Annotated in this window: 17 protein-coding genes and 3 tRNA genes; 7 read left to right on the forward strand and 13 right to left on the reverse strand. The window is 69.8% G+C overall.

What is annotated here, in order from left to right; genetic code table 11:
• Positions 1 to 245: 245 nt before the first annotated feature.
• The 3 genes from GTY67_RS08775 to GTY67_RS08785 all read right to left on the reverse strand — a co-directional run bounded on the left by GTY67_RS08775 (position 246) and on the right by GTY67_RS08785 (position 1,927).
• Entirely contained in the window at positions 246 to 449 is a 204-nt protein-coding gene (locus tag GTY67_RS08775; protein WP_161278306.1) for a hypothetical protein, read from the reverse strand.
• A gap of 7 nt (positions 450 to 456) precedes the next feature.
• On the reverse strand, positions 457 to 879 hold the full coding sequence (locus tag GTY67_RS08780; protein ID WP_161278307.1) for a hypothetical protein: 423 nt from the start codon (positions 877 to 879) through the stop codon (positions 457 to 459).
• A gap of 325 nt (positions 880 to 1,204) precedes the next feature.
• On the reverse strand, positions 1,205 to 1,927 hold the full coding sequence (locus tag GTY67_RS08785; protein ID WP_161278308.1) for an NUDIX hydrolase: 723 nt from the start codon (positions 1,925 to 1,927) through the stop codon (positions 1,205 to 1,207).
• 169 nt (positions 1,928 to 2,096) lie between these two features.
• Here GTY67_RS08785 and GTY67_RS08790 point away from each other — a divergent pair, with 169 nt between their 5' ends.
• The 3 genes from GTY67_RS08790 (at position 2,097) to GTY67_RS34480 (ending at position 6,271) form a co-directional block, all read left to right on the forward strand.
• Positions 2,097 to 3,767 carry a hypothetical protein gene (locus GTY67_RS08790; protein ID WP_161278309.1) on the forward strand — a complete coding sequence of 557 codons (1,671 nt, stop codon included), beginning with the start codon at positions 2,097 to 2,099 and terminating at the stop codon, positions 3,765 to 3,767.
• Positions 3,764 to 4,681 carry a 5'-methylthioadenosine/S-adenosylhomocysteine nucleosidase gene (locus GTY67_RS08795; protein WP_161278310.1) on the forward strand — a complete coding sequence of 306 codons (918 nt, stop codon included), beginning with the start codon at positions 3,764 to 3,766 and terminating at the stop codon, positions 4,679 to 4,681. Before GTY67_RS08790 ends, GTY67_RS08795 begins: the two co-directional genes overlap by 4 nt.
• 1,155 nt (positions 4,682 to 5,836) lie before the next feature.
• On the forward strand, positions 5,837 to 6,271 hold the full coding sequence (locus GTY67_RS34480; RefSeq protein WP_202461378.1) for a type II toxin-antitoxin system HicB family antitoxin: 435 nt from the start codon (positions 5,837 to 5,839) through the stop codon (positions 6,269 to 6,271).
• Positions 6,272 to 6,436: 165 nt separating this feature from the next.
• Here the strand turns inward: GTY67_RS34480 and GTY67_RS08805 are convergent.
• The 3 genes from GTY67_RS08805 to GTY67_RS08815 form a co-directional block, all read right to left on the reverse strand.
• A tRNA-Ile gene (locus tag GTY67_RS08805) sits at positions 6,437 to 6,510 on the reverse strand.
• A gap of 234 nt (positions 6,511 to 6,744) precedes the next feature.
• A tRNA-Asn gene (locus GTY67_RS08810) sits at positions 6,745 to 6,817 on the reverse strand.
• A gap of 5 nt (positions 6,818 to 6,822) precedes the next feature.
• Positions 6,823 to 6,895, reverse strand: a tRNA-Asn gene (locus GTY67_RS08815).
• A 182-nt stretch (positions 6,896 to 7,077) separates the two neighbouring features.
• On the opposite strand from GTY67_RS08815, the gene GTY67_RS08820 reads away from it, so the two are divergent.
• From GTY67_RS08820 to GTY67_RS08835, 4 genes are all read left to right on the forward strand, one after another.
• Positions 7,078 to 7,386: a hypothetical protein gene (locus tag GTY67_RS08820; protein WP_093693351.1), complete on the forward strand. Its 309-nt coding sequence runs from the start codon at positions 7,078 to 7,080 to the stop codon at positions 7,384 to 7,386.
• A 56-nt stretch (positions 7,387 to 7,442) separates the two neighbouring features.
• Positions 7,443 to 8,888, forward strand: a complete 1,446-nt coding sequence (locus GTY67_RS08825) for an FGGY family carbohydrate kinase (protein WP_161278311.1) — start codon at positions 7,443 to 7,445, stop codon at positions 8,886 to 8,888.
• Between the two features lie 179 nt (positions 8,889 to 9,067).
• Positions 9,068 to 10,801, forward strand: coding sequence for an ABC transporter ATP-binding protein (locus GTY67_RS08830; RefSeq protein WP_161278312.1), 1,734 nt, complete (start codon positions 9,068 to 9,070; stop codon positions 10,799 to 10,801).
• On the forward strand, positions 10,801 to 12,729 hold the full coding sequence (locus GTY67_RS08835; RefSeq protein ID WP_161278313.1) for an ABC transporter ATP-binding protein: 1,929 nt from the start codon (positions 10,801 to 10,803) through the stop codon (positions 12,727 to 12,729). Before GTY67_RS08830 ends, GTY67_RS08835 begins: the two co-directional genes overlap by 1 nt.
• Positions 12,730 to 12,750: 21 nt before the next feature.
• Here GTY67_RS08835 and GTY67_RS08840 read toward each other — a convergent pair whose 3' ends face one another.
• The 7 genes from GTY67_RS08840 to GTY67_RS08870 all read right to left on the reverse strand — a co-directional run bounded on the left by GTY67_RS08840 (position 12,751) and on the right by GTY67_RS08870 (position 21,490).
• Positions 12,751 to 13,866, reverse strand: a complete 1,116-nt coding sequence (locus tag GTY67_RS08840) for an RNA polymerase sigma factor (protein ID WP_093693347.1) — start codon at positions 13,864 to 13,866, stop codon at positions 12,751 to 12,753.
• A gap of 159 nt (positions 13,867 to 14,025) precedes the next feature.
• The gene (dnaG, locus tag GTY67_RS08845) at positions 14,026 to 15,963 is read right to left on the reverse strand and encodes a DNA primase (RefSeq protein WP_093693346.1); all 1,938 of its coding nucleotides are present in this window, start codon (positions 15,961 to 15,963) and stop codon (positions 14,026 to 14,028) included.
• A 67-nt stretch (positions 15,964 to 16,030) separates the two neighbouring features.
• A complete protein-coding gene (locus GTY67_RS08850) occupies positions 16,031 to 16,891 on the reverse strand; it encodes a class I SAM-dependent methyltransferase (protein WP_161278314.1) in 861 nt (286 codons plus the stop codon).
• A 142-nt stretch (positions 16,892 to 17,033) separates the two neighbouring features.
• Positions 17,034 to 17,642 (reverse strand): XRE family transcriptional regulator, encoded by a 609-nt coding sequence (locus GTY67_RS08855; RefSeq protein WP_161278315.1) that lies wholly within the window; start codon positions 17,640 to 17,642, stop codon positions 17,034 to 17,036.
• 77 nt (positions 17,643 to 17,719) lie between these two features.
• Positions 17,720 to 18,979: an FAD-dependent oxidoreductase gene (locus tag GTY67_RS08860; RefSeq protein WP_093693344.1), complete on the reverse strand. Its 1,260-nt coding sequence runs from the start codon at positions 18,977 to 18,979 to the stop codon at positions 17,720 to 17,722.
• Between the two features lie 136 nt (positions 18,980 to 19,115).
• The gene (locus GTY67_RS08865; RefSeq protein WP_161278316.1) at positions 19,116 to 20,477 is read right to left on the reverse strand and encodes a deoxyguanosinetriphosphate triphosphohydrolase; all 1,362 of its coding nucleotides are present in this window, start codon (positions 20,475 to 20,477) and stop codon (positions 19,116 to 19,118) included.
• Positions 20,478 to 20,530: 53 nt separating this feature from the next.
• A complete protein-coding gene (locus GTY67_RS08870; RefSeq protein ID WP_161278317.1) occupies positions 20,531 to 21,490 on the reverse strand; it encodes a sirohydrochlorin chelatase in 960 nt (319 codons plus the stop codon).
• Positions 21,491 to 21,612: the final 122 nt, after the last annotated feature.

The following is a 21,612-nucleotide window of genomic DNA, read 5'->3' on the forward strand; positions in this document are numbered from 1 at the left end:
CGGCCGCTTCGTTCACACCGGGACGGCCCCTGTCGGCTGGACCACCTTTCCCTGCAGGCCGTCGGGCCGCCCGGAGCGGGACCTCTGCACGGTGGTCCAGGCCCTCAACTCCGGGGGAGACGACCAGGCGGCCATGAAGAGTCTCAACACCGACTACACCGACGCGGTCGAGGAGTCTGAGGCCTGCCCTGGTGTGCCGAGGCCCGGCCTCGCAGTGTGCGCGGCCGGGCCTGTGTGTGGATGGGTCAGCGACAGTCGTCGTATATGAGGTAGTCGTCGCCTTCGCAGAGGCTGTCGCTGTACCCGGGGTCTCTGATGGTTGGGACGGTCGGCGGTGGCGTGTCCTCAGCGTCGTCCGAACCTCCGGCGCAGCTGCCGACGATGACGAGGATCAGCAGCAGGAACAGCGGGATGGCACAACATGGATAGGTCTTCGGCGTCTCGTCCATGAACGAGTCAGAAGTCGGGGCAGAGGTTCTTGTGGACGGCGTCAAGAATCTTGCCGCCGATCTCTGGAGTGGCGATCTCCGGGAGACGTGTGTCGATGGTGAAGCGGCCGAGGGCCAGTTCCACCAGTTTCTCCCTGTTGCCTCCGAACGACTTGATGGAGCTGCACTGATTGAGGCCTCGACTCACGGCCTTGTCGTCCTTGCCGTCCACGATGCGCCGGTCGATGCCATTCAGGGCCTCGAGGTACTTGTCGCGGGCAGTAATGCTGGGCTCGGCCGGGATGCCTGCGGCGGCACGGGCGCCGGCGTGCTGTTCTTCGGTCAGTGTCGGCGGGGCACTGGCTTTGGCCGCGGTGTCGTCCTCGGCGCAGGCGGCGAGTGTGGCGAGCAGGCCGACCACGATGAGTGCGGCGGTGGTGCGGATGTGCATGGTCCCCCCAGGGCGTTGCGTGATGAGGCTCATCATCGGCTGCGGCCGGCACTTGTGTCCGGAGTTCGACGGATCCAGCTATGTGGCGACGGGGATCGTGAACGTCCCCGGCATCCGGGGCGAACCGAGTGGCAGGCCGGCAACGAGGCCTCCTCGCGCGTCGGCTCACTCCTCAGGCCATGGGGGGCAGATCCCCGCCGCGCAGCAGGCACGCAACCCGCCTCATTGCTGGAGCCACGGCGTACTGACCGCTGCAAGCGGCCGGAGCCGGGGGCACCGGCGGTCATGCCTCGGAGGGGCGGATCAGCAGGCCGGAATCAGCCAGCTAAGAAGGCTGCCCACCGGCGCGCAGCAACGGCGGGCTCAACACCCAGGCGCCACCTTTGCGGTAGAGCGCGGCGGGGCGCCCCGTCGAGGGCGTCCGCTGCTTGCCCGTGGCTTCCACGAATCCCGGCGTCTTCAGCACCTTGCGCCGAAAGTTGCTCGGATCCAACGCCTGCCCCCAGACGACTTCGTAGACCGTTCGCAACTCGCTCAGGGTGAACTCCGAGGCGCAGAAAGCTGTGGCAACAGGGGTGTGCTCAAGTTGGGACCGGACCTCCTCCAGGGCCTCGGCCAGGATCTCGAAATGATCGAACGCCAACCTGGTCCGGTCCCGGTCCAGCTCCTCCACAGGCGCCCAGTAGGCGTGTTCCGCATCAGTGCCACCCACCGGAACGGGCAGGTCGGGCCCTAGGGCCAGGTATGCGACGGTCACCACTCGACCTCTCGGGTCCCGACCCGGATCACCGTAAGCACCCAACTGTTCCAGGTGCAGCAGCCGGCCGTCGATGCCGGCTTCCTCCCTCAGCTCACGCAGCGCCCCCTCTCGCAAGGTCTCGCCCTTCTGGACATACCCGCCGGGAAGTGCAGGCCGACCGCGGAAGGGCTCCACCCCCCGATCGATCAGGAGCACCACCAGGCGATCTTCCCGCAGTGTGAAAATCGCCAGGTCCACCGTCACCCACGAGGCCTCGACCTCATCGGAGTCTTTCAGCCACTCATCCACGAGAACCCCTAAAGGTCACATTGACTTAAACACCGTCGCCACTTATGGTCACACAGACCTTAAACATAGGAGGCGAGGGCAGGGCATGCGCACTCCCCCCGTACCACCAGCGAAGGCATACGGCGGCGAACTCACAGCCGCGACACGCCACTTATGCGCGGGCCCATACGTGGACGAACGCTTCCGCGACCTTGTGATCGACAAGGTCTGCACATCACCACACCGCAGAGTCGCCCCGTCCTACGGCTTCGACATAGTCCCCGTCATGCGCCACGCGTGGCGGGCCGCCGCCCTTACAGCCGGCTTGCGGGTCACACTGCTGGGATGCGTGATCGCGCCGGCATGCGCAGGTGCCTTGCCCGCGAGCATCCTCGTGGCATGCGGTCTCGCGCTCCTCTGGCTGCTCCGCCTGGCCCTGCTCATCCACCGGGGCGACCGCGAACCCCGCAGCGGCCGAGAGGCCAGGCGCCGCGGCAAGAACCTGCAGCATCGTCACCGACGCCTTCTCCAACGGATCCTTCCGCGACGAAGATCGGAGAAGTCTCAGGCACTACAGCGCATCGGAGGCATTGCGCTCGGCCTGGTGGCAACCTGCGTCGCCATCGGACTCACCCACCCCGACCAGGCCACTACGGCCCTCCACCTGGGGTCGGGCATCGCCCTCGTGTGCCTCACCATAGGGGCGTTACGTCAGTTGCAACTCAACCGGATCCATCGGGCACCGGCCCTGCGCCCCCGCCGATTGTCCCCCCGACAGCAAGTGGCGGACGTACAGCAGAGAGACGTGCACACGGTCTACCGCCGCCCCCGCCACAGCCAGGACGAGGAAACAACCGACGACGATCTGACTGTCTTCACCCTCTTCGGGGAGGAGTCACCCTTCATCGGCGCCGGGGAGATCGTCTACCAGTGGAATCCGCCGATGAGTGTCCAACTTCTGCGTCCTGTCGAGGACGATGACGCGCCCCTGCACGAACGAGAGCACCCCGTCCCCCCGTTCCAGGCACACGAGCTCGTCGACCACCTTCGCAACGCTGTGCATCTCCTGAACACCGACAGCCACGACGTGCGCCTGCCGGCCCAGGTCACCGATCGTGTCTACGTGTCCGAGACCGACGTGGCAACCGATCGTTCCTTGCTGCCTCAGAAGCTCACCGACGTGGATCTGCGGGAAATCATCAACACGCCAGGGTCGAGGGGCCACCATTTTCTCGAGGTCACGACACCACTGGAGGGTGCGGAGTACGTAGCGACCGTCCTGCTCCACGTCAGCGTACGGGGCCGGACTCTCATCATTTCTACGGCGGCATGCGTACTCGCTCACACGCCCAGGTCCTTCCAACGAACAGCCGAGTTCGGCCAGCACGGCCTCATCGCGGTCATCTGGTCCGCGTTCCGCGAGCTGTCCACTCTCCCTCGGCAGGTCCAGCAATCGTGGCGGATCGTCCTGTATCTGCGCGCTCTGATCAAAGCCGCAGCCCTCCCACCGGACCTTACGTCCGCGCCCATACGCAACGTCCTCGTCGGCAGCCGCGTGAGCATCCGGGAGCAGTCGGCCCAGGCATGGTCCAAAGTGCAGTTGGAGAAGACCGACATTCTTGGCCGAATGAAGACGATCGAACAACGTCTACTTCGCGCAGCAGGCGATTTCCTGCTGACCAAGGAAGTGGACGCGTCAGAGTTCAACAATCGGGCACTCAAGATCATCAATAGCGGGATCTTCAACTTCGGCGACAACAACACCATCAGCAACAACGCTGTAGGTGATTCCGCCCAAGTAGGCGCACCGACGACCTCTGCCCAGGGTACCGACACCCCCGACAATGGAGGAAAACCGTGAACACCAACCGAGGAATCAGCTCTCACGGAAACGGCAACACCATCAGTAACAACGCAGTGGGCGACCATGCACGAGTCATCGCGGCACCTCCCGAAGAACGAATCGGCGCACCGGCGACCAACTCCGCAGAGCCGCCGAATCAGGGCAGGTGGGACATCGGAATCGTCACCATCCTCAGTGAGGAACTGCGCTCGTTGTGCGACGAGTTGAAACTTGAGCGGCACAAGGAACTAGGCGGCCTCTACTTCTACCGTGGCGAACACTCCACGCCGGACTCAACCGTCCGCATCGTCGCTACTCAGACCCAGAGCCAGGGACAACGGTCCACCATGGCCGCTTTGGAGAATCTGCGACGCCTCTACAGGCCACGCCTGTGGGCGCTCGTCGGTGTGGGAGGAGGTATCCACGACGACTATGCGCGCATCGGGAACGTCATCGTCTCCACGGAGGTCGTCTACTACGAGAACCGCAAGGTCAATCCGCTCGGCGACGTCCGAAGGCGTGGCGAACACCGGCAGGCCCCCGCCCCGGTGGTGCACGCCGTGAACGCCTTCTTCGCCGAGTACGGCAGCCCCGCCCGCATTCACGGTCAGCTCGCCTCGCGATCCTCACAGGAGTACGAGGTGCATCCGGGGCTGATCGGCTCCGGTGAAGCAGTCGTAGCCGACCGGAACAGCGACATCCGCCGGTATCTCGCGGATTACAACGAAAAGGTACTGGCGGTAGACATGGAGGCGGGCGGCCTGAGCCAGTACTGGCAGGAGAACTCCATCCACGACGCCATGAACCCGGGGTGGATTGTCATCCGTGGCGTTTCCGACAACGCCGACGAGGAAAAGGGGCACGCACACCACGAGCTCGCAGCCAGAAACGCCGCCCATGTTCTGCGGCTCATGCTGCCCTTCCTGTCCTGAGGCCATCGATGCCCCTGCCGAATGCGCCCCGACACCGGAAGAGGGCTCCACATGAACGAGTTTCTGATAGGGATTCTCGGCTCGCTGGCAGCCAGCACCATCCTCCTCGTTCTCGGCTTGCTGCGGGGCGCCCGTCCCATGTGGTGGCTGGTAGCCGCCTGCTCCCGGTACACGAAGACCGGACTCGGCCGCGTATACGCCCACCAGGCCACGACCGAGCGGGACCTCGCTCGCGATTTACGACGAGCCCGCTGGGTCAAAGTCCTGGCAGGACGAGGAAATGTGCTCACCCGAGAGGTCTTCTCCCCCCTGTGGTCGGCTGAGCCTGCCCCGCAGTCCGTCCAGATTCTGTTACCGGACCCCGGATCCCGGAGAGAGTCTTGGCTGGATCGGCGCTCCCAGGAAGTATCTCGCTTCGACCCAGGCTTCACCTCTGAATTCCTCAGAGGCCAAGTCCGGACGAACATCGACTACTTGTCCAGGGTGGCGCAGGCACGAGACGGAATTGAGCTACGCACCTTCAATCTGCCGAACAACTGCCGAGTGATCGCCACGGACCGAGCTGCCTACCTCACTTTCTACAGTGCGTCAGCACACGGCAGAAACTCCCCATGTCTGTACGCCCGAGCACCCGGTATTCTCTACGACGCCGCTCTACGCCAGTTCGACGCAGCCTGGGCACACGCCACGGCGGTTCCGCCGGCCCCTCTCCCCTGACCGGCCACGTGGAGCGGAGACTTGCAGCGGGCAGCCGGCACAGGACTATGTGCACCCCGAGGGTGGCATCCCCTCTCAACGGCACCCGATCCGTCGACGGCACGGAGATCCGCCAGGGCCGAGTGGCAATGCCACCCCACCGCAGGTTCGAGGAAAGGCCCCGCGCGAGCGGTACGAGGAGCTGCCCGAGCACCAGCGCAGCGGTACCTGAGGGCAGTCGCCAGTGCCCCGGCATGGACGTATCCGCACGGGGCAGGACGGGCCCGCCAAGCGGACGGATGGTTATCGCCATGGTCTTCCGTCGCCGCTCCCTGGGGGCCTGGGGCGCATCGCGCAGCCGCATCGATCACCCTGACGGCCGAGAGGGCGTACGCCCTCTCGGCCGTCAGGGCCTACCGTCTCCACACGATCGAACTGAGCGAAAAAGGGGCGCGCTGAATGACCACCCACAAGGCAACAGCAGAGCGTCAGGGACGCTTCTGGGTCGTGAGCATCGACGGCCTTCCTGAAGGAGAGCAGAACGTCACACAGGACCTCACCTGGACCGAGGCCCACGAGAACGCGCGGGAGCTGGTCAGTCTCGTTCTGGAGACCGAGGACGATCAAGCCGCCTACACCGTCGACCTCGTCCCGGCCGACCCGGCGATGTTCGAGGTCGTGCAGGAGACCGAAGAAGCCGACGCTGCCGTACAAGAGGCGGAGAAGCGCCGCCGCGTGGCGATGACACGAGCAGCCCAGACACTCGCCGGCCTCGGGCTGACGCAGGCCGAGGCCGGTCGCATGCTCGGCGTCACACACCAACGCATTGCCCAGCTCGCGCCCAAGGCACCGAACAAGAGCACCAAGAGCAAGAAGAAGGCCGTTGCCGCCTGATGGGCATGCCGTGGGTGATGGAAGCCGCGTCCCCCAAACCTCACGAAACATGACGTCCAGCTGGCCACCATGGGCTCACACGTCGTTCGCACGAGACAGGCCGGGGAGACCGAACCACAGAACGCGTATCCCCAGGCCAGAACGATTCTGCCTGGGGACGCTCGGTGGGGCGGGTGGGACTCGAACCCACGGCCGACGGATTATGAGTCCGCTGCTCTAACCGGCTGAGCTACCGCCCCGTCTCGGCGTGGCGCGTACAAGTGTGCGCACCGTCTGCCGCAGCATAGCCGGTCATACGATCTCTCGCTTCGGATGGTCGACTTCGCCTGATCTTGAGGACGGCGCTGCGTGCTGCCCGGTTGCAGGAGAGATCAAGGACACCCGAAAGAGTCGTTCCGGGGCCCGGCCGGCGCCCCGGAGCGGCACCGGCCGGGCACGCGAAAGAGGACCCCGAAGGGCCCTCTTCCGTTCCGCTCCCCCGACTGGACTCGAACCAGTAACCCTCCGGTTAACAGCCGAATGCTCTGCCAATTGAGCTACAGGGGATCGCGCTCCCCCGACTGGACTCGAACCAGTAACCTGCCGGTTAACAGCCGGCTGCTCTGCCAATTGAGCTACAGGGGATTGCTGCGTTGCTTCGAAATCGTACCTGCCTGGCGGCTGCCGGGCGGCGCGCGTTCGCTGCGACACATACATTAGCGCAAGCAGGGGGGTGCTCCGCCAATCGGTATCGCCCGGGGTGATCTCGGGTGCTCGCGGGTAGGCGGGCTGCACACGTCGCACCAAGCGTAGGAAGGGTGGCAGCCATGCGGTACCGGCTCACGTTCATCGCCGGAGTGGCCCTCGGTTACGTGCTCGGCACGCGAGCCGGGCGCGAGCGTTACGAGCAGTTGAAGAAGTCGGCCCGGCAGTTCACGGAGAACCCCGCCGTGCGCAACGCCGCCGAGAGTGCCGCGCACAGCGGCCGGGACATCGCCGGCAAGGCGTACCACTCGGTCAGCGACAAGGTGGGGGACAAGGTGCCCGCCTCCGTCGCCGAGCGCGTCCGGTCGCTCAAGGACCGCAGCAGCCAGAACGGTGGCGCCGAGGACGACTGGGGGACCACCAACACCTGAGGTCGGGTGGTGGGCGGCTGTTACGGGAAAGTCCCGCGGTGCGGCAGAATCTGCGTATGGGCATAGTCGCGGGGCTGGACAGTTCTTCCGCCTTCACTCACATCGTCGTCTGCGACGCGGACTCGGGCGCCGTGCTCCGGGAGGGGTACGCCGCCCACCCGGTCGAGGCCAAGGCCACCGAGGTCGATCCGCAGGCCTGGCTGCTCTCCCTCGGTGAGGCGGCCTCCGGCGGGCTGCTCGAAGGTGTGCAGGCCATCGGTGTCTCGGCCCAGCAGCACGGGCTCGTACCGCTGGACCGGCAGGGCAATCTCGTACGTCCCGCCCTCCTCGGCAACGACCGGCGGGCCCAGGTGGCCGCGGCCGATCTCGTCGACGCGCTGGGGGGCCGGCAGGCCTGGGCCGAGGCGGTCGGGGCCGTACCGCAGGCCTCGCAGCCCGTGGCGAAGCTGCGGTGGCTGGCGCGGACCGAGCCGGAGAACGCCCAGCGGGTCGCCGCCGTCATGCAGCCGCACGACTGGCTCGTGTGGCAGCTCCTCGGGCGGCCCGCCCGGCGGACCACGGACCGGGGCGCCGCATCAGGGACCGGTTACTGGTCGGCCGGGTCCGCCGCCTACCGGCCCGACCTGGTGGAGCTGGCCCTCGGGCACCCCGCCGCCCTGCCCGAGGTGCTCGGGCCCGCCGAGTCCGCCGGGACCACGCCCGAGGGGCTCCTGATCTCCGCCGGGACCGGCGAGACCATGGCCGCGGCCTTCGGGCTCGGGGTCGCGGTGGGCGACGCGGTGGTCTCGCTGGGGGCCTCCGGGTCCGTGATGGCGGTGCACCACGAGGCGCTCGCCGACCCGCACGGGATGATCACCTCCTTCGCCGACGCCACCGGGATGCACCTGCCGGTGGTCCATGTCTCCAACGCCGTACGGGCGTTGCGCGGGACCACCGAGATGCTCGGCCTGGACGGGCTGGAGGAGCTGTCGGCCCTCGCCCTGAAGTCCACGCCCGGCGCCTCCGGGCTCGTACTGCTGCCGTATCTGGAGGGCGAGCGCACCCCGCAGCTCCCGCACACCGCCGGCACCCTCAGCGGGATGCGGCGCGAGTCGATGAAGCCGGAGCACCTGGCGCGGGCCGCGTTCGAGGGGATGCTCTGCTCGCTGGCCGACGCCCTGGACGTGCTGCGCGGGCGGGGGGTGGAGGTGCGCCGGGTGTTCCTGCTCGGTGCCGCCGCCGAGCTGCCCGCCGTACAGGCGCTGGCTCCGGCGGTGTTCGGTACGCAGGTCGTCGTACCGCAGCCCGCCCAGTACGCGGCGCTCGGCGCGGCCCGGCAGGCGGCCTGGGCGCTCGGGGTCTCGCAGGGCACCCTCGACCCGCGCACTCCCCCGGCCTGGCAGGGCGCGGCCGCCCAGGTGCTGGAGCCGGGCGAGGAGCTGGCGGTCGGGCGGGCGGTGCGTCAGCAGTACGGGGCCACTCGGGATCAGATCCATCCCGGCGCGTTCGGTGGCGGCCAGTAGGAGGCCCCCTGCACTGGTGGCGCGCGTGCACACCCGCGCGCGCCCGCCCGTACGCGCGCTTCGGCTTCGGACCGGTCCCCCAGCCTTGACCGGAGTTTGGGGAAAACGGTTCGCCCTCCGAGTACGGCGTACGCGAAACTGAGTCGGCCTCTGCCCTCCGCCGACTCCGAGAGACACGCGTGCTCATAAAACTCCTGCGGGCCCATCTGGGCCCGTACAAGAAACCCATCGCGCTGCTGGTCCTCCTCCAGCTGCTCCAGACCTGCGCCACCCTGTATCTGCCCAGCCTCAACGCGGACATCATCGACAACGGTGTCGTGCAGGGCGATACCGGCTACATCCTGGAGTTCGGCGGTCTCATGATCGCCGTCAGTGTGCTCCAGGTGCTCTGCAACGTGGGGGCCGTCTTCTACGGGGCCCGGACCGCGTCGGCGCTCGGGCGGGATGTGCGGGGCGCGGTCTTCGACCGGGTGCAGTCGTTCTCGGCCCGGGAGCTCGGGCGGTTCGGGGCGCCCTCGCTGATCACCCGGACCACCAATGACGTCCAGCAGATCCAGATGCTGGTGCTGATGACGTTCACGCTCATGGTGTCGGCGCCGATCATGTGTGTCGGCGGCATCGTCATGGCGCTCGGCCAGGACGTCCCACTCTCCGCTGTGCTGCTCGCGGTGGTGCCGGTGCTCGGGATCTCGGTGAGCATCATCGTGACGAAGATGCGGCCGCTGTTCCGGACGATGCAGGAGCGGCTGGACACGGTGAACCGGGTACTGCGCGAGCAGATCACCGGCAACCGGGTGATCCGGGCGTTCGTCCGCGACGGGTACGAGGAGAAGCGGTTCCGGGGCGCCAACACCGAGCTGACCGATGTGTCGCTGGCGACCGGGCGGCTGATGGCGCTGATGTTCCCGACGGTGATGACGGTGGTCAACCTGTCGTCCGTCGCCGTGGTGTGGTTCGGCGCGCACCGCATCGACAGCGGCGGAATGCAGATCGGTGCGCTGACCGCGTTCCTCGCCTATCTGATGCAGATCGTGATGGCCGTGATGATGGCCACCTTCATGTTCATGATGGTGCCGCGCGCCGAGGTGTGCGCCGAGCGCATCCAGGAGGTGCTGGACACCGATTCGAGCGTCGTACCGCCCACCGCGCCCGTCACCGAACTGCGCCGGCACGGGCATCTGGAGGTGCGGGGCGCGGAGTTCCGTTACCCGGGTGCCGAGGAGCCGGTCCTGCGGGCCGTGGATCTGGTGGCCCGGCCCGGTGAGACCACCGCGATCATCGGGTCGACGGGGAGCGGGAAGTCCACGCTGCTCGGCCTCGTACCCCGGCTGTTCGATGTGACGGACGGCGAGGTGCTGGTCGACGGCGAGGACGTGCGGACGCTGGATCCGGTGCTGCTGGCGAAGACGGTGAGCCTGGTGCCGCAGAAGCCGTACCTCTTCTCGGGGACGGTCGCGACGAACCTGCGGTACGGGAATCCGGACGCCACCGACGAGGAGCTGTGGCACGCGCTGGAGGTGGCGCAGGCCAAGGGGTTCGTGGAGGGCTTGGAGCACGGACTCGACGCGCCGATCGCGCAGGGCGGCACCAATGTCTCGGGCGGTCAGCGGCAGCGGCTCTCCATCGCCCGGACGCTGGTGCAGCGGCCGGAGATCTATCTCTTCGACGACTCGTTCTCGGCGCTGGACTACGCGACCGACGCCGCGCTGCGGGCGGCGCTGGCCCATGAGACGGCCGGGGCGACCGTGGTGATCGTCGCGCAGCGGGTCTCCACCATCCGCGACGCCGACCGGATCCTGGTGCTGGACGAGGGGCGGGTCGTGGGCAGCGGTACCCATCACGAGCTGATGGACGGCAATGAAACGTACCGGGAGATCGTGCTCTCCCAGCTGACGGAAGCGGAGGCCGCGTAATGGCCGGTCCGGGCGGACGGATGATGGCCGGGGGCGCGCCCACCGAGCGGTCCATGGATTTCAAGGGGTCCAGCAAGCGGCTGCTGAGGCGGTTCGGCCAGGAGAAGGCCTCGCTGTATCTGATGCTGGGCGCGGTGACCGTCAGCGTGGCGCTGTCGGTGGCCGGGCCGAAGATCCTCGGGAAGGCGACCGACCTGATCTTCGCCGGGGTGGTCGGCCGGCAGATGCGGGAGGGCACCACCAAGGCGGAGGCGATCGAGGGGCTGCGGGCGGAGGGCAGCGGTTCGATGGCCGACATGCTCTCGGGGGTGGACTTCACCCCGGGCCAGGGCATCGACTTCGGTGCGGTGGGCAGCGTGCTGCTGGCGGTCCTGGTGGTCTATGTCGGCGCCGGGCTGCTGATGCTGGTCTCCACGCGGCTGTCGATCCGGGTGATCAACCGGATCGTCTTCCAGCTGCGGGAGGACCTCCAGACGAAGCTGGCGCGGCTGCCGCTGTCGTACTTCGACCGGGCCAAGCGCGGTGAGGTGCTCAGCCGGGCCACCAACGACATCGACAACATCTCGCAGACGCTCCAGCAGACGATGGGCCAGCTCATCAACTCCCTGCTGACCATCATCGGCGTACTGATCATGATGGTCTGGATCTCGCCGCTGCTGGCGCTGGTCGCGCTGGTGACGATCCCGCTCTCGGTGGTCGTGGCGACGCGGGTCGGCAAGCTGTCGCAGCCGCAGTTCGTGCAGCAGTGGCGGGTGACGGGGAAGCTCAACGCCCATATCGAGGAGATGTACACCGGGCACAACCTGGTGAAGGTCTTCGGGAGGCAGGAGGAGTCGGCGAAGGACTTCGCCGAGCAGAACGACGCGCTGTACGAGGCCGGGTTCAAGGCGCAGTTCGCCAGCGGGATCATGCAGCCGCTGATGATGTTCATCTCGAACCTGAACTATGTGCTGGTGGCCGTCGTCGGTGGTCTGCGGGTCGCCTCGGGCACCCTGTCGATCGGTGACGTACAGGCGTTCATCCAGTATTCGCGGCAGTTCTCGATGCCGCTGACGCAGGTGGCCTCGATGGCGAACCTGGTGCAGTCCGGGATCGCGTCGGCCGAGCGGGTCTTCGAGCTGCTGGACGCCGAGGAGCAGGGCGCGGACCCGGTGGACGGCGAGCGTCCGGAGGAGCTCACGGGACGGGTCTCGCTGGAGAAGGTGTCCTTCCGCTACGAGCCGGAGAAGCCGCTCATCGAGGATCTGTCGCTGAGCGTGGAGCCGGGGCAGACGGTCGCGATCGTCGGCCCGACCGGCGCGGGCAAGACCACGCTGGTCAATCTGCTGATGCGGTTCTACGAGGTGACCGGCGGGCGGATCGCTCTCGACGGGGTCGATGTGGCGAAGATGTCCCGGGACGATCTGCGGTCGCGGATCGGGATGGTGCTCCAGGACACCTGGCTGTTCGGCGGTTCCATAGCGGAGAACATCGCGTACGGCGCTGCGCGCGCGGTCACCCGGGAAGAGATCGAGGAGGCGGCCCGGGCGGCGCACGCGGACCGCTTCATCCGGACGCTGCCCGACGGGTACGACTCGGTGATCGACGACGAGGGTTCCGGGGTCAGCGCGGGCGAGAAGCAGCTGATCACCATCGCGCGGGCGTTCCTCTCCGACCCGGTGATCCTGGTCCTGGACGAGGCGACAAGCTCGGTGGACACCCGGACCGAGGTGCTGATCCAGAAGGCGATGGCGCGTCTGGCCCATGGGCGTACGTCGTTCGTGATCGCGCACCGGCTCTCCACGATCCGGGACGCCGACGTGATCCTGGTGATGGAGAACGGGTCGATCGTGGAACAGGGCACGCACGACGAGCTGTTGGCGGCCGGGGGCGCGTATGCCAGGTTGTACGCCGCTCAGTTCGCGGAGGCGCTGGCGGAGGTGGACTGAGGCGGGGGCGCCGACCCGGGGTCAGTCGAGGTAGCCGCGGAGCTGGTCGGCGAAGGCGTGGTCCCGCAGCCTGCTGAGGGTCTTGGACTCGATCTGGCGGATGCGTTCGCGTGTCACGCCGAAGATCCGGCCGATCTCCTCCAGGGTGCGGGGCCGCCCGTCGTCCAGGCCGTAGCGGAGCTGGACGACCTTGCGTTCGCGTTCGCCGAGGGTGGAGAGGACCGCCTCCAGGTGTTCGCGCAGCAGCAGGAAGGCGGCGGACTCCACGGGTGAGGCGGCGTCGCCGTCCTCGATGAGGTCGCCGAAGGAGACGTCGTCCTCCTCGCCGACGGGGGCGTGGAGGGAGACGGGCTCCTGGGCCAGGCGCAGCACTTCGGTGACGCGCTCCGGGGTCAGGTCGAGTTGGGCCGCGACCTCTTCTGCGGTCGGCTCGTACCCCCGCTCCTGGAGCATCCGGCGCTGGACGCGGACCACGCGGTTGATCAGCTCCACGACGTGGACGGGGACGCGGATGGTGCGGGCCTGGTCGGCCAGGGCGCGGGACATCGCCTGGCGGATCCACCAGGTCGCGTACGTCGAGAACTTGTAGCCCCGGGCGTAGTCGAACTTCTCCACCGCCCGGATCAGCCCGAGGTTCCCCTCCTGGACCAGGTCCAGCATGGTGAGGCCCCGCCCCACGTACCGCTTGGCGACGGAGACGACCAGGCGGAGGTTGGCCTCGATGAGCCGGCGCTTGGCGGTGCGGCCCATGACCACGAGCCGGTCCAGGTCACCGGCGAGCCGGGAGTCCAGGTCCGGGTGGCTGGAGAGGCGCTCCTCGGCGAAGAGTCCGGCCTCCACGCGGCGGGCCAGCTCCACCTCCTCGGCGGCGGTGAGCAGCGGGATGCGGCCGATCTCCCGCAGATACTGCCGGAACAGGTCGGAGGTGGGCCCGCCGCTGTCCGCCCGGCTCCGCGCCTCACGGGGCTCGGGGACGTGCTCCGCTTCCTCCATGACGGCCTCGGCTGCGCTCGCTCGCGGGTGGGCCGCGGTCTCCGGGGGGTCCTCCGAGCGGTTCTCCGGGTGGTGGACGGCCCGGTTCTGCACGGGAATCGCCGACATGTGCTCGGTCGTGGTCGTCACGGTCCGGGTCTGCACGGGGGCGACCTCCAGGTGATCGCTGCCGGATGACTCTGGCAGCCCCAGTGTGGGGCACGGCACAGGGTTGCCACGAGGGGCGTGCGGGGACTTTCTGATTCCGGTCGGTCACCGGCCGGTTACTGCTCCCGGCTCCATCGGCCCCTGTGTGCTCGGCGCTCAGAGCGCGTCGGCGCCCTTGGCCCGCAGGGACTGTGCGTACTGCTGGAGGACCCAGACCTCGTTCTGCGCGGCCGCCAGGTCGTCGGGGGCCACGTTGCTGCCGAGGCGGGCGAGGCTGCCCTGCACCTCGTTGATGCGGCGGTCGACGGCGCGCAGCCGGACGTGGACGAGCTGCATGCCTGCGTACGTCTCGTCGATCGTCCTGCCCATGAAGACCTCGACGGCCAGCTCGGTGACGAGGGAGCGCACGGTGTTGTTGGGGGCCGCATCCATGACGGCGACCAGATACTCGCGGTCGTCGCCGAGGCCCCGCTCGGCGCCGCCCGCCTCCGCGATGCACTGGCGGACCGCCGCGTAGGGCGGGGCGGTGAACTCGTCCACGCCGTACGCGTCGAAGGCCGGGGAGACCAGGGCGGGCTTCTGGAGGGCGAGCTTGAGCAGCTCGCGCTCGGTGCGGTGGGCGGGGCTGCGGAGGTTCAGCGCGGGGCCGGAGGGGGCGGCGGGGGCCTGGACGGCGGCCTGCTGGGGTGCGCCGCCGCGCCGGTCCTGGGGGCCGCCCGGTCCCCGGCCGCCGCGTGCGTCGCCCCGGCCGTCGCCGCCCTTGTCGCGGGCCCAGCGGGCGAGCTGGGCGACGCGGTGGACGACGAACTCCTGGTCGAGGATGCCGACGAGCCCGGCGAGCTGGACGGCGACCTCGCGCTGCACACTGCTGGTCTTGATCTTGGCGACGACGGCTGCGGCCTCGTCGAGGGCGGCCGCGCGGCCCGCCGGGGTCTCCAGGTCGTAGCGGCCGACGATCTGGCGCAGCGCGAACTCGAAGAGCGGGGTGCGCGGCTCCACCAGGTCCCGTACGGCGTCGTCGCCCTTGGCCAGGCGCAGGTCGCACGGGTCCATGTTGTCCGGGGCGATGGCGATGTAGGTCTCGGCGGCGAACTTCTGGTCGTCCTCGAAGGCGCGCAGAGCCGCCTTCTGGCCGGCCGAGTCGCCGTCGAAGGTGAAGATCACGCGGGCGCTGCCGTTGTCCATGAGGAGGCGGCGCAGGATCTTGATGTGGTCGTTGCCGAAGGCGGTGCCGCAGGTGGCGATGGCGGTGGTGACCCCGGCGAGATGGCAGGCCATGACGTCGGTGTAGCCCTCGACGACGACGGCACGGCTGGCCTTGGCGATGTCCTTCTTGGCCAGGTCGATGCCGTACAGCACCTGGGACTTCTTGTAGATCGGGGTCTCGGGGGTATTCAGGTACTTCGGGCCGTTGTCGTCGTCGCGGAGCTTGCGGGCGCCGAAGCCGACGATCTCCCCGGCGGTGTCGCTGATCGGCCACATCAGCCGGCCGCGGAAGCGGTCGATGGGGCCGCGGCGGCCGTCCTGGGAGAGGCCGGAGGTGATCAGCTCCTTGTCGCTGAAGCCCTTGCCGCGCAGATAGCGGGTGAGGTGGTCCCAGCCTGCCGGGCTGTAGCCGACCCGGAAGTGGGTCGCGGCGTCCTGGTCGAAGCCGCGCTCGGCGAGGAACTTCCGGCCGATCTCGGCCTCGGGGCTCTCCAGCGCGCGGACGTAGAAGTCGGCGGCGGCCTGGTGGGCCTCGATCAGCCGGATGCGCTCGCCGCGCTGGTGGGAGGGGTTGTAGCCGCCCTCCTCGTACCGCAGGGTGATGCCCGCCTTGGCGGCGAGGCGCTCGACCGTCTCCGAGAAGGAGAGGTGGTCGATCTTCATCACGAACGCGATGGTGTCGCCGCCCTCCTGGCAGCCGAAGCAGTGGAACAGGCCCTTGCCCGGGCTGACCTGGAAGGAGGGGGACTTCTCGTCGTGGAAGGGGCAGAGTCCCTTGAGGTTTCCGCCGCCCGCGCTGCGCAGTTGGAGGTATTCGGACACGACGGAGTCGATCGGGACCGCGTCCCGTACCGCCTTCACGTCGTCGTCATTGATCCTGCCGGCCACGGATGAAGTCTACGGGTGGGCAAGGACAACCCGACGCCCGCAGGGCTCTGCCCCGGCCGGTGCGGGGTCAGCCGGTGCGGCGGGCGGCCCAGACGGTGCGTTCGGTGCGTACGGCGAGGTCGTCGCGGCGCAGGAGGGAGCCGGGGCCCCCGGTGTCGAGGAGCCGGTCGAGGGCGGCGAGGTCTTCGGGGGCGAGCGCGTCGGCCACGCTGTGGCGCAGGCGGCGGAGGCTGCCGAGGGCGTAGGCGCCGACGGCCTCGCTGCGGGAGGGGTCGGTGTCGGCGGTGTTCACGGTGATGGCCCGCTCCGCCTCAACGGTGAATCCGGCCTCCGTCAGTTTCGGGCCCCAGTCGGCGCCGCGGTGGGGTACGTGTTCGGCGTGGAAGCGGTCGCTCGCCTCGTGGCAGCGCTCCTCCAGGCCGGGCCGCTCCTCGGGGGCGTCGGCGGGCAGGAAGCGGGGGAAGCCGGACAGCTCCACCACGGCGAACAGCCCGCCGGGGGCGAGCAGGTCGTGGACCTGGCGCAGGGCCCGGCCGGGGTCAGCCATGTGGTGCATCGAGGCTGACGCCCAGACCAGGTCCGGGGTGCCGAGATCGGGCCAGTCGGCGGCGTCGAGGTCGGCCTGCACGGTCCGTACGCGCCCCTCCGCGCCCCGGGCGCACGCCTTCTCCCGCAGGCGCTGGAGGTGGGCGGCGGAGGTGTCAACGGCGGTGATGTGCGCCTCGGGGAAGCGGTCGAGGAGGGCGAAGGTGCCCGTTCCCGTACCGCAGCCGAGGTCGACGATCCGGCGGGGCTGCGCCTGGACGGGGAGCCACTCGGTGAGGGCGGTGAGGTGTTCGGCGAGGACCTGGGCGTCGAGGTCGAGGATCTCCGCCTCGCCGTGGTGGTCGTGGGAGTGGGCGTGGCTGTGGGTAGGTGCGTGCGTCATGGATCCCACGCTAGGGCGGCCATGCCGGAAGAGCACGGCCTCTCCCGGTATCGGCAAGAAGGTGGCCGCTGCCGATGCCGGGCGCGCAAGCGGAGCACGTACGCGGAGGGGCGTCTCATCCCGTACGCGGACGGCCAGACCGTCACGTCGTGTGCGGCAGGTCCGGTGCGCAGTCCTTCCCCGTGCTCCGGTTGTCGCGCAGATGGCCGCGGCGGGCGTCGCGGTCGAAGATCCCGAGGATCTCGCAGGGGCCGCCCTCGGCGCCGATCGCGTGCGGCAGCATCGTGGGGAACTCGGCGGCCTGGTTGGTCTCCACCCGGAAGCGGCGGTGGCCCAGCATGAGGACCGCGGTGCCGGAGAGGACGACCAGCCACTCCCGGCCGGGGTGCGCGCGCATCCGGGCGGGGTTGTCCGGCGGCGGCTCGGTCATCCGCTGCCGTACGACGGTCATGCCGGGGTCGCCCTTCACGGGCCAGCGCATCAGCCCGTGGGCGCCGTCGATCATCGGGCTGATGACGACGTCGTCGGAGGCGGTCTCCACCAGCTGGTCGAGGGTGGTGTCCAGGGCCCGGGCCAGCGTGACGAGCTGGTCGAGGGCGAGCCGCCGCTGCCCGTTCTCGATGCGGCTGAGCGAGGACTGGCTGAGGTTCGCCCGGCCGGCCAGCTCCTCCAGGGACCAGCCCTGGGCCACCCGCAGGGCGCGGATGCGTTTGCGTACGAGCCCGTCCAGCTCGTCGGTGCTGTGCTCCATGCGCAACACCGTATGCCCGGCTCGCAAAGCGGTGCTTCCCGGGGCGCGGTCGCCCGTCCCCGCGCCCCGGGCGGTGGTCAGAGCAGGGACGCCAGCTCCACCGACGGATCGGCCAGGGCCTCCGGGTCGTGCTGCTGGCCGGCCCGGATCAGCTCCTGGATGGTCTCCGTCACGTCCCACACGTTGACGTTCATCCCGGCCAGGACGCGGCGGTCCTTGAGCCAGAACGCGATGAACTCCCGCTTCCCCGCGTCCCCCCGGATGATCACCTCGTCGTAGGAGCCGGGCGGCGCCCAGCCGGAGTATTCGAGGCCCAGGTCGTACTGGTCGGAGAAGAAGTACGGCACGCGGTCGTACGTCACGTCCTGGCCGAGCATGGCGCGGGCGGCGGCCGGTCCGCTGTTGAGGGCGTTGGCCCAGTGTTCGACGCGCAGCCGGGTGTTGAGCAGCGGGTGGGCGGCGGCGGCGACGTCCCCGGCGGCGTAGATGTGCGGGTCGGAGGTGCGCAGCGAGGCGTCCACGGCGATGCCGCCGCCGTGCGCCCGGTCGGCCATCTCCAGGCCCGCGGCCTCGGCGAGGGCGGAGCGCGGGGCGGCGCCGATCGCGGCGAGGACGTCGTGGGCGGGGTGCTCCTCGCCGTCGTCGGTGCGGGCGGCCAGCACCATGCCGTCCTGGCCGACGATCTCGGTGAGGCGGACGCCGAAGTGGAAGCGGACGCCGTGCGAGCTGTGCAGTTCGGTGAAGATCTGGCCCAGTTCGGGGCCGACGACCTGGTGCAGCGGGGTGGCCTCCGACTCGACGACGGTGACCTCGGCCCCGTACCCCCGGGCGGCGGCGGCGACCTCCAGGCCGATCCAGCCGCCTCCGGCGATCACCAGGTGGCCGTTGTCGCGGCCGAGGGCGGCCAGGACGTTGCGCAGCCGGTCGGCGTGGGCGAGGCGGCGCAGGTGGTGGACGCCCACCAGGTCGGTGCCGGGGACGTCGAGGCGGCGCGGTTCGGAGCCGGTGGCGAGCAGCAGCTTGTCGTAGCGGATGACGGTGTTGTCGCCGAGCTGCACGGTCTTCGCGTACCGGTCGAGGGCCGTGACGGGCTGGCCGAGGTGCAGTTCGATGTCGGCGCCCGCGTACCAGGCGGTCTCGTGGACGAAGACGCTCTCGCGTTCCTCCTTGCCGCCGAGGTAGCCCTTGGAGAGCGGTGGCCGCTCATAGGGGTGGTCGCGCTCGTCCCCGATGAGGATCACCCGGCCGGTGAACCCTTCCGCGCGGAGCGTCTCGGCCGCCTTCGCCCCTGCGAGTCCCGCTCCGACGATGACGAATGTCCGATGTGCGTCGACCACTTGATGCCTCCTCAGTGCTGTGCTGCGCGGCGCCCCCGGCTGCGAGCGTCCCGCACGCAGCGTGATGGCGAAAGAGGGTGTGCCCGGGAGAGGTCACACCCAGTGGTCATTTCTCCGGTCCTCTCCAGTCTGCCCCTCAGCCGCGGCGCGCGGTGAGTGCGGCGTGCAGGGATCGTGCGGAGGCGTCGGTGAGGGCCGCGATCTGGTCGACCAGGACGCGCTTGCGGGTGTGGTCGTCGGGCGCCTGGTCGAACAGGGCCCGGAAGTGCGGCTCCAGGCCCTCGGGGGCGCGGGCGGTGAGGGCGGCGGCCAGTTCGGCGATGACGATGCGCTGGTCGGCGCGGAGGGTCTCCTGCTCGGCGCGCTGCATCACGTAACGGTCGGCGACCGCCTTGAGCACCGCGCACTCGTTGCGGACCGTGCGCGGAACGACGAGCTCCGCCCCGTACCGGGTGAGGCGGCCAGGCCCGTAGACCTCGCGGGTGGCGGTCTCGGCCTCGGTGCAGAAGCGGCCGATGAGCTGGCTGGTGGCGTCCTTCAGCCGGGCCTGGGCCACGGCGGAGCCGTCGTACCCGTGCGGCCACCACTCCTGGTCGATCAGCCGGTCCAGCGCCTCGGACAGCTCCTGCGGGTCGGTGTCCACGGGGACGTAGCGACCGATGGCGACGGCGAAGATCTCCTCGCGCTCCGGCTCGGCATAGAGGCAGTTGGGGTCGATGTGCCCGGCGTGCAGCCCGTCCTCGAAGTCGTGCACCGAGTACGCCACGTCGTCGGACCAGTCCATCACCTGGGCCTCGAAGCAGGTGCGGTCCTCGGGTGCCCCCTTCCGCGCCCACTCGAAGACCGGCAGGTCGTCCGCGTACACCCCGAACTTCACCGAGTGCGGGTCGGTGGGGTGCGCGCCGCGCGGCCAGGGGTACTTGGTGGCGGCGTCCAGGGCTGCCCGGGTCAGATTGAGGCCGACGCTGACCAGCTCGCCGGTGCGCGGGTCGCGGACGAACCGCTTGGGCTCCAGGCGGGTCAGCAGCCGCAGCGACTGGGCGTTGCCCTCGAAGCCGCCGCAGTCGGATGCGAAGTCGTTGAGCGCCTGTTCGCCGTTGTGGCCGAACGGGGGGTGGCCCATGTCGTGGGAGAGGCAGGCCGTCTCCACCAGGTCCGGGTCGCAGCCGAGGACGGCGCCCAGCTCACGGCCGACCTGCGCGCACTCCAGGGAGTGGGTGAGCCGGGTGCGGGGGCTGGCGTCCCAGACGAGCGAACGCGTGCCGGGCGTGACCACCTGGGTCTTGCCCGCGAGCCGGCGCAGCGCGGCGGAGTGCAGCACCCGGGCCCGGTCGCGCTGGAAGGCGGTGCGGCCGGGGCGCTTGTCCTCCTCGGTGTCGAAGCGCTCGGTGTCGGTCGGTCCGTAGCTGCTCCCGGTGCCCCGCTCACTGTGTGCGGCTGGTGTGCCTGATGTGCCGTGTGTCTGATCTGCCCCGCGTGCGCCCTGTGTGCCGTCCATGGTCCCGACAGTAGCGACCGGGACGGACAACGTGCCGTGAGCGGGCCGGGGAGTCAGGCGGAAGCGAGCAAGCTCACCATCTCGGAGGGTGCGGTGGCGGACAGTGCCTGGTCGTAGCGGTGGAGGAGGAGGCGGGCCATCGCCGGGTGGGCGCCGAGCGGAAGGGCGGCGGTGCCCGGCGCGGCGCTCGCGGCGGCGCTCGCGAAGCGGCCGGGGGCGGTGAAGTACGAGGCGACGAAGGTACGGTGCCGGCCCCGGGCGGCCAGGGCGCGCAGCGCGGCGGGGACGGTGGGGGTCGTGGCGGAGGAGTACGCCGGGACGACGGGCACCCCGCCGAGCCGCTCGGCGAGCATCCGGGCCGTACGACGGGTGTCCTGGGCGGAGTCGGGGTCGCGGGACCCGGCGGCGGCGAGGACCACGGCGGTCCGGTGGCTCCCCTGGTCGGCGGGGTCCCAGCCCGCCTCCACGAGCCGCCCGTACACCGCCTCCACCAGCAGCGGGTGCGGCCCGAGGGGGGCGGCGATCCGGGTGCGTACGGCGGGGGCGGCGGCCGCTGCGGCGGGCAGGTCGTGCTTGACGTGGTGGCCGCGCCCCAGGAGCAGCGGTACGAGGACGGCGTCGGCCCCGCGCAGGCCGTCCAGGGTGTCGGGGAGCAGCGGCCGGTTCAACTCGATGTGGCCGAGGCGGACGTCGAGGCCGGGGCGCAGGTCGCGGACCCGGTCCAGGAGCGCGAGGACGGTCCGCAGGGCCTGCGGGTCGCGGCTGCCGTGGGCGACGACGACGAGAGTGGGCGGGGCGGTGGGCAGCCGGAGCGGGGCGGGTGGCCGGGTGCGGGGCATGGGCCTGCGGGTTCCGTTCCGGGAGACGAGGCTGAGCTGGGTGGAGAGCTGGGCGGTGACGCGGGTGAGGAGCTGCGCGGTGGTGTCGAGGGGCACGGTGGAGCGGCCGCCGCTGTGGGTGTCGGTGGGCGGAAGCGGTGACCGGCGGGGCTGCTGCGTGGACGGCTCCGTCATGGACCGATGGTGCCGGGCGGAGGTTGCCGGGCCGTTGCGCGAGGGTCACGGAGGTTTTCCACCCCCTCACGGTCGGGGGGTGGCCGGTGTGCGGGGCGGGGGCCTGCACCCGTTTCTGCCGT

The sequence above is a fragment of the Streptomyces sp. SID8374 genome, assembly GCF_009865135.1.
Taxonomy (GTDB): Bacteria; Actinomycetota; Actinomycetes; order Streptomycetales; family Streptomycetaceae; genus Streptomyces.

Bases quoted from the DNA above. Each gene is read 5' to 3' on its own strand.
- GTY67_RS08775 (WP_161278306.1), bottom strand. From the start codon at position 449: ATGGACGAGACGCCGAAGACCTATCCATGTTGTGCCATCCCGCTGTTC.
- GTY67_RS08780 (WP_161278307.1), bottom strand. From the start codon at position 879: ATGCACATCCGCACCACCGCCGCACTCATCGTGGTCGGCCTGCTCGCC.
- GTY67_RS34480 (WP_202461378.1), top strand. From the start codon at position 5,837: ATGACCACCCACAAGGCAACAGCAGAGCGTCAGGGACGCTTCTGGGTC.
- GTY67_RS08820 (WP_093693351.1), top strand. From the start codon at position 7,078: ATGCGGTACCGGCTCACGTTCATCGCCGGAGTGGCCCTCGGTTACGTG.
- GTY67_RS08825 (WP_161278311.1), top strand. From the start codon at position 7,443: ATGGGCATAGTCGCGGGGCTGGACAGTTCTTCCGCCTTCACTCACATC.
- GTY67_RS08835 (WP_161278313.1), top strand. From the start codon at position 10,801: ATGGCCGGTCCGGGCGGACGGATGATGGCCGGGGGCGCGCCCACCGAG.
- GTY67_RS08850 (WP_161278314.1), bottom strand. From the start codon at position 16,891: ATGACGCACGCACCTACCCACAGCCACGCCCACTCCCACGACCACCAC.
- GTY67_RS08855 (WP_161278315.1), bottom strand. From the start codon at position 17,642: ATGGAGCACAGCACCGACGAGCTGGACGGGCTCGTACGCAAACGCATC.
- GTY67_RS08865 (WP_161278316.1), bottom strand. From the start codon at position 20,477: ATGGACGGCACACAGGGCGCACGCGGGGCAGATCAGACACACGGCACA.
- GTY67_RS08870 (WP_161278317.1), bottom strand. From the start codon at position 21,490: ATGACGGAGCCGTCCACGCAGCAGCCCCGCCGGTCACCGCTTCCGCCC.